A 6,199-nucleotide genomic window follows, 5' to 3' on the forward strand; every position below is an offset into this window, starting at 1 on the left:
TTGTTCTGTCTCTTTTACTACTAATATTGACCGAGATCCCGTCAAGGCTTCTCATTCACAATATCTGCAAAAAAAATACCGAATTGAATTTAAGGCGCACACACATGTCTGGGCTTAAAAAAACTTTTGTCCGTCAATCAGTATTTGGATAGTAGGCAACGCCCACCATCCAAATCTAACTAACTAGGCATTCTTTGTAGATCCGGTCGTTCTTCGGGTAAAATAGCACCCTCGATCGGGCAAACTTGAATACAAATTCCACAGTCAATACATATAGAAAAATCAATCCAATACCAATCGGTACCTAGCGTATTTTTTCCTGGGCCATCATGTATGCAGGCAACGGGACAAGCAGCTACACAATCAGCAATACCTTCACAAACATCGGTAACGATCGAGTGGGACACAATTTTTTCTCTAGTAATGTTCAACAGTAACTAATAATAACGCAAATAACTTAGAAATATGTCTAAGTCATGATTTTTGGTACTTTGAAAAAATCTGTTTCGCGCTCTGGTGCTGCTGCATAGATACCTGCTAAATTTTGATATGATGACAGCGAGTCATGACGAGTGATATTACTCATATCGATCGCTCTAGTTGTCGGTTCGATCCCTGTAGTATCGAGTTCGCTCAGTTGTTCAAAGTAGTCAAGAATACTACTCATCTGTCCAGCATATTGTTCTTCTTCGGCTGGAGTCAATTCCAATCGAGCCAGAAGAGCTACTTTGTGTACTTGTTCGCGGTTGAGCATGGGGGACTGGGTGACTGGGGGACTGGGTGACTTGGAGACTTGGGGACTTGGAGACTTGGGGACTGAGGGACTGGGGGACTTGGGGACTGATTCAAACACTATCCACCATTCACCATCCACACCTAAAGCCTAAAGCCTAAAACCTAGAAGTAGATATCAAGTTGAGAGCGTCCAGTAGTTTTGAGCCAGTTTTGGGCTTCGATGTAGTTGTTGGGGGCGATTTTGATGGCTTGAATCCAGTACTCGGCGGCTTTACCTAGCAGAGCTTCACTGGCTGTCATATCGCCTTCATCGGCGGCTTTTTCACCTTGATAGTGGTAAATGACAGCGATGTTATTTAAGGCTTGGCAGAGGCGGGAATTCAGCTCTACCGATTGGGCATAAAAGCTCAATGCTCGATCGTGTTCGCCGTTACTGGCATGGATCAGGCCCATATTGTACAAGATATAACTACGATCGTAGTCGTTTTCTTCGAGCCGTAGGGCTTCTTCATAGTTGTCTAGTGCTTCAGCGTATTCGCCATCAGCTTGGGCGGACATCCCATCGCGATAATATACAAAAGCCTCTTTAGCACGCTTGTTGGTAGGCATAATCTTGAGGAGAATGTCCGCCATGACAGTGAAGCTTTTATCGATGAAGTTGTCGTTTTTCTGGGTTCTTGGCATGGCTAAATCGGAGGGTGGAGGTTAGGGGATAGATAAATTAAAATCTTGACGATCGATTGAGGTATTTTTACTTATAGATATCTATTTTACCGTTCTGGGAAATGAAACCAAGGGCTAGTAACATTTCTTGTGGGAACTATACTGAGTCCAAGCAGATCCACTCTAGTGCTGGAATACCGATACTTCTTTACTTTAGGGCACCAAGCTGCACCAATGTGTCTAATTGCGATCGATTCAAGCCTTTGACTCCGCTGAGTTGGAGATCTTGATAAGGTGTGCCAAAATCGATCGAGCATAATTCTGTCAGCCGCACATCTTGCAAACCCCAGACTTTAATCGAACCATCGACACTACAGCTTACTAACCGAGGCGGATTGGCAACGATCTTCAGGGCTAAAATCTCATGTTGATGTCCGACGATTTGTTCGACACACACTCGATCTTGGATATCCCAGATCGAGATCGTACCATCATCGCTACCGATAATTAGCAGATGGGACGAGGTAGGATGCGGGATTGTTGCGGTGGGATCTCGTTCGCCCATTTTCCAGGAATAATGCTGGTAATCACAGGTGAGATCCCAGAGATTGAGGATGCGATTGTCAGTAGTCCCGATGATAAACCGCCCATCATGACTAAAAGCTAGATGTCGCAGGCGATTTCCGACGGCTGGGTAGGTGCTAGTCTGCCCAGTATGGCGATCTAATATTATCAAACTGGGTAAATCGGAGCCAATCGCAATCGACTGACAATCTGGAGATCGACATAATACGATTAAATATTGAAGTTCCATACAAATCAAAATTTTCCACTCACCAGTAGTCAGATCCCACTGTCGAATAGTTTTGTCATAACTTTGACTGATAATAGTGCGATCGTCAATAAATAATAGCTGCTGAACATAATCGGTATGTCCGCTCAAAGTTTGGAGATATTTGCCCGTTACTGCATCCCAAAGTTTAATCGCTCGATCGCTTCCCGTACTGGCAATTAACTTACCATTGAGACTAAAAGCCAAAGCGGTCGCCATCCCCCGATGAGCAGGAATATCGATCGACGTTGGTAGCTGATTCGGAGCGATGTTACTAAAATCCCAGAGCTGGAGCGTGCCATCATCTCGACTGCTAGCGACAGTTTGGTGGTGAGGATGGGTAGCTAAACCGAGGATTCGCTTGGCATTTCCCGCAGATGTCGTCAGACATTGTCCGGTTGCTAGATTCCAAACTTTGATCGCCCCGTTATCGCTACCTGTCGCCATGAATGGCGATTGGTAGGCGATTGCTTTGCCGCAATCACCACCAAAGTTAATAACTTTGACACAGACTCCGGTTCGGATATTCCAGATCCGAATCTGTTCTAAACAGGTGCTAATAATATGCCCGATCTCATCATAGTTAACTTCACTCACTTGGGTAGGATGTCCGAGTAAATCGAATAAATGGCTACCAGTCTTTACATCCCAACAATGAATCGTACAAGAAAAATTTGCACCAACAATCATTTTTCCGTCGGGACTCAATGATACGAGCCGGAGATTGAGCGCGTTGAGAGTATCGATCTTTTGTAAGCGTCTGCCCGTCCAGATCTGCCAAATCTTAATCCCTTCACCACCACAAGTAGCTAATAAACCGCGCCCTCCATGAAAAGTACCATCGCGTACCTGAAGATCGGGAATTGGGAAGGTCAATAAATTAAGTTTAGTTCGCCACCACCAGATTTTAAATTGTCGATCGGCTCCAATGCTAATCGCCAGATTGCTATTGGCGGCAAAGCTCACTTTCCATACCCAGTCTCGATGCCCGTGTAATACTTGCAAACATTCACCGCTAGCCAAATCCCAGATCCGCATCGTTTCGTCACTACTACCGCTGACGAGATATTTGCAATCGTGACTGAATTGGACATCCCACACCCAGCTTTGATGCCCGATGAGCATGGCGATCTCTTGATTGGTAGCTACTTCCCAGACTTTAATCCGATAATTGGTATCGCTGACGGCTAGATATTTGCCGTTCGGACTAAAAGTCAGCCTGAGTGCCGTACCGATCCCCTGGGCAAAGCGACATCGATCGAATGTCGCTCCCGTAAAATTGACATTTCGGAGCGTCGTTGCCTGAAAATCTACCTCAGCAATATACAAATTGGTGAAATTATAATGCTGTAAATCGACATCTAAGGCGATTAAAAGATCGATGATATTCCCCCCGCAGTAACCAGGAATCAACCCAGCTTGCTGACACAGATAGAGAAGTCTTTGACAGTATTCGATCGCTTTATCTCTGCCATTTTCGACACTTAGCTGACCGACGAGTGGGCGGAGAATCAATCGCCACTGAGCCTCACGGATATAAGTCGGCGAACTCGCTGGATAGATGGCTAAACTGTTAAAAAAAAACAACTCTTGTTGTACAGCCAATGGTTCGCCGAGCGGATTGTTAGTAATTTCTCCTACCAACGTCCGAATCGTCGCCCCAGTCATGAACTCCATCACCACATTTTGCAGCGTATAACGTTGTCCCTGAGTTACTTCGAGTAGCGATCGCTGTTGGAGAGAATCGATCGTTTGGATCAAAGCAAGATCGCGTCCCAATGGTTGTAAATGAGCCTCGATCCGATCGAGTGAGATCGGCTCTCGCCCAATTGCTAAATAATAAATAATCAGTTTTTCGGTTGGTGAAAGTCGATCGAGTTGAGATTGCAATACATTGGCAATTTTGCCATAAGTAAACTGGTTTGCACTCAAAAAAGTCTCAATCTCACCATTAAAACTATTAACGATCGTATTCGCCACAATCCGCAGATAGAGCGGATTTCCCTGACATCGTTCGGATACTGCAAGTAGTTGACTCTCGCTGCCATCAAGACCGATTTTGCTCAGTAATGTCGGCGCAGTCGCTGCCAATCCCGATAACCACAACGAGCGCACGGGTAGATCTTCCCCAGCTAATTCAGCAATTTCTGGGGGTGGTTCCCGACTGGTAAACAGTAGACAGCTTTGATGGCGGCTGGTACCGATACTGTGAAATAATTGCCCGTAATCGGCATATCCCGATCTATAATTGCCAGCATATTCCCCCGCTTCCATAATCGCTTCGATATTATCGAGGACAATCAGACAGCGTTTTTGGCGCAAATGGTAGAGTAGTCTGGAGATAGCTCGATCGCTACTATTTGGTACTTCAATTTCAGTAAATGCCGATAAAAATTGCACCAATTCACCCATTAATTGATTGAGGGGTGGTGCTTCTCGTAACGATCGCCAAATTGCCAGATCGAAATCTGCGGCAATACTATCACCCAATTTAGCAGCTAGAGCAGTTTTGCCAATCCCGCCGATTCCCAATACTCCCACTAGCTTACAGCGATCGATCGTCAGCCACTTTGTCAACTGCTCTAGCTCGTCATTCCTACCACAAAAGGGCTGCATATCCGTCGGTGCATCGCCCCAATCTACTCGCTCTTCGGTAGTACTCGCCAGACGACAAATGATACTTTTACAATTTTTTTTAGTGGCTCGTTCTCCAGCCGCATCAGAAATATCTTGCAATAGTTTGGAAGCTGTATTTTTGATCGTCGCCATCTCATAGTTAGAATTTTGGCTAGATTGCTGATAGGAAACATCCAGCCAAATACTGTTGAATACGAGTATTTCTAGTTCTGATAGTTCGCGGCGACGGCTGACTAGGAGTAGCTGGTTGGTAAAGCGGATGGCTCGATCGAGATGCACGGCAAGTTTAAGAAAGGTTTGAGGTTGGAATGCTGGCAGCGATCGTGAATGATTGAATGTTCAAGATGCAGTTAAGACTAGCATAATACTGCTATTAATCAATCGAACCAGTCCGAAAATTTGTGACTTTTTAGTGACTTTTGGGGTACGATCGCCATCGCTCTGGTGGGTATAATGAGGAAATCAAAATCTTGCCCCGATCTATCAATAATAAATTATGAATATCGATCGCTGGATGTCCTGGGAAGGTGGTGTAGATCTCGCTGGATCTACTATTCCTGGAGCTACTCAACCAAATATCATCGTTCATGTCGCTCGGATTGTCCATACCCCTGTCGGCTCTGCACCCGCTGGGATGATTTTATTTCAACCCGATCCCGCCCAAGCACCGCTATTTATGGGATTTATTGCTACCGATCTTGAGGTAGGAGCTTATTTTGCACCTAAAATCTTTGCCGATACACCATTTGAGAGTGCGCCAACGCTGGCAGCAAAGATCAGTATTGATACTTCCCATCTACCCACTGCGATATCTTCACGCATCTCGATTGTAGGTTATGAAATTACAGTTGAATTTAGCAATTTAGGAAATCTAACCAGTGTCGATCGTGCTATCGGATCGCCGCTACCCTTCTCGCAGCAAGGTCTAGAAGCCACCGCCACCGATGTATCGCTCACCATCAATGGTGAAGCCGTGGATGTTCACCTGTTACCGATGGGGATTACTGGTGGTGCAGCCGCAGTTTATTCGCCAGCAGGTATCTACGCCCGCTAATTACTCGATCGCTCGTCACTAGTTCGATCGATTGTTTAGATTCGATCGAACTATTAATCTCAAGTAAACTATTTTCAAGAACATGAAAAAACTTTTTGCATTAGGAAGTATATCTGCACTGAAGGGGTGACAAGCAACGATCGAATGCAAGCCTAGTAATGATCGAGAGGAATGTCAGGTGGGTGAAATCTGAAGCAAGAGCGTACAATTGTATTGAAACGAGGGGGTGAGATAATAAGAGTAAAAAAATGCTCTAATTTTTAGAGCATCAACATAAA

At 45.1% G+C, this 6,199-nt stretch carries 5 protein-coding genes; 1 reads left to right on the forward strand and 4 read right to left on the reverse strand.

Annotation, left to right across the window (positions count from 1 at the left end; genetic code table 11):
- Positions 1-179 precede the first annotated feature (179 nt).
- From ACEW9J_RS05085 to ACEW9J_RS05100, 4 genes are all read right to left on the reverse strand, one after another.
- Positions 180-407 (reverse strand): indolepyruvate ferredoxin oxidoreductase subunit alpha, encoded by a 228-nt coding sequence (locus ACEW9J_RS05085; protein WP_373544054.1) that lies wholly within the window; start codon positions 405-407, stop codon positions 180-182.
- Between the two features lie 62 nt (positions 408-469).
- Complete coding sequence (gatC, locus tag ACEW9J_RS05090; protein ID WP_373544058.1) at positions 470-754, reverse strand: Asp-tRNA(Asn)/Glu-tRNA(Gln) amidotransferase subunit GatC; 285 nt, start codon at positions 752-754, stop codon at positions 470-472.
- A 143-nt stretch (positions 755-897) separates the two neighbouring features.
- Positions 898-1,419: a photosystem I assembly protein Ycf3 gene (locus ACEW9J_RS05095; protein ID WP_373544055.1), complete on the reverse strand. Its 522-nt coding sequence runs from the start codon at positions 1,417-1,419 to the stop codon at positions 898-900.
- A 187-nt stretch (positions 1,420-1,606) separates the two neighbouring features.
- Positions 1,607-5,146, reverse strand: a complete 3,540-nt coding sequence (locus tag ACEW9J_RS05100; protein WP_373544056.1) for an NB-ARC domain-containing protein — start codon at positions 5,144-5,146, stop codon at positions 1,607-1,609.
- Positions 5,147-5,363: 217 nt separating this feature from the next.
- On the opposite strand from ACEW9J_RS05100, the gene ACEW9J_RS05105 reads away from it, so the two are divergent.
- On the forward strand, positions 5,364-5,921 hold the full coding sequence (locus ACEW9J_RS05105) for a hypothetical protein (RefSeq protein ID WP_373544057.1): 558 nt from the start codon (positions 5,364-5,366) through the stop codon (positions 5,919-5,921).
- Positions 5,922-6,199: the final 278 nt, after the last annotated feature.

The sequence above is a fragment of the Chamaesiphon sp. genome (assembly GCF_041737865.1).
In the GTDB taxonomy this organism is placed as follows: Bacteria; Cyanobacteriota; Cyanobacteriia; order Cyanobacteriales; family Chamaesiphonaceae; genus Chamaesiphon.

Coding starts and splice junctions, on each gene's coding strand:
- gatC (WP_373544058.1), bottom strand. CDS start 754: ATGCTCAACCGCGAACAAGTACACAAAGTAGCTCTTCTGGCTCGATTG.
- ACEW9J_RS05095 (WP_373544055.1), bottom strand. CDS start 1,419: ATGCCAAGAACCCAGAAAAACGACAACTTCATCGATAAAAGCTTCACT.
- ACEW9J_RS05105 (WP_373544057.1), top strand. CDS start 5,364: ATGAATATCGATCGCTGGATGTCCTGGGAAGGTGGTGTAGATCTCGCT.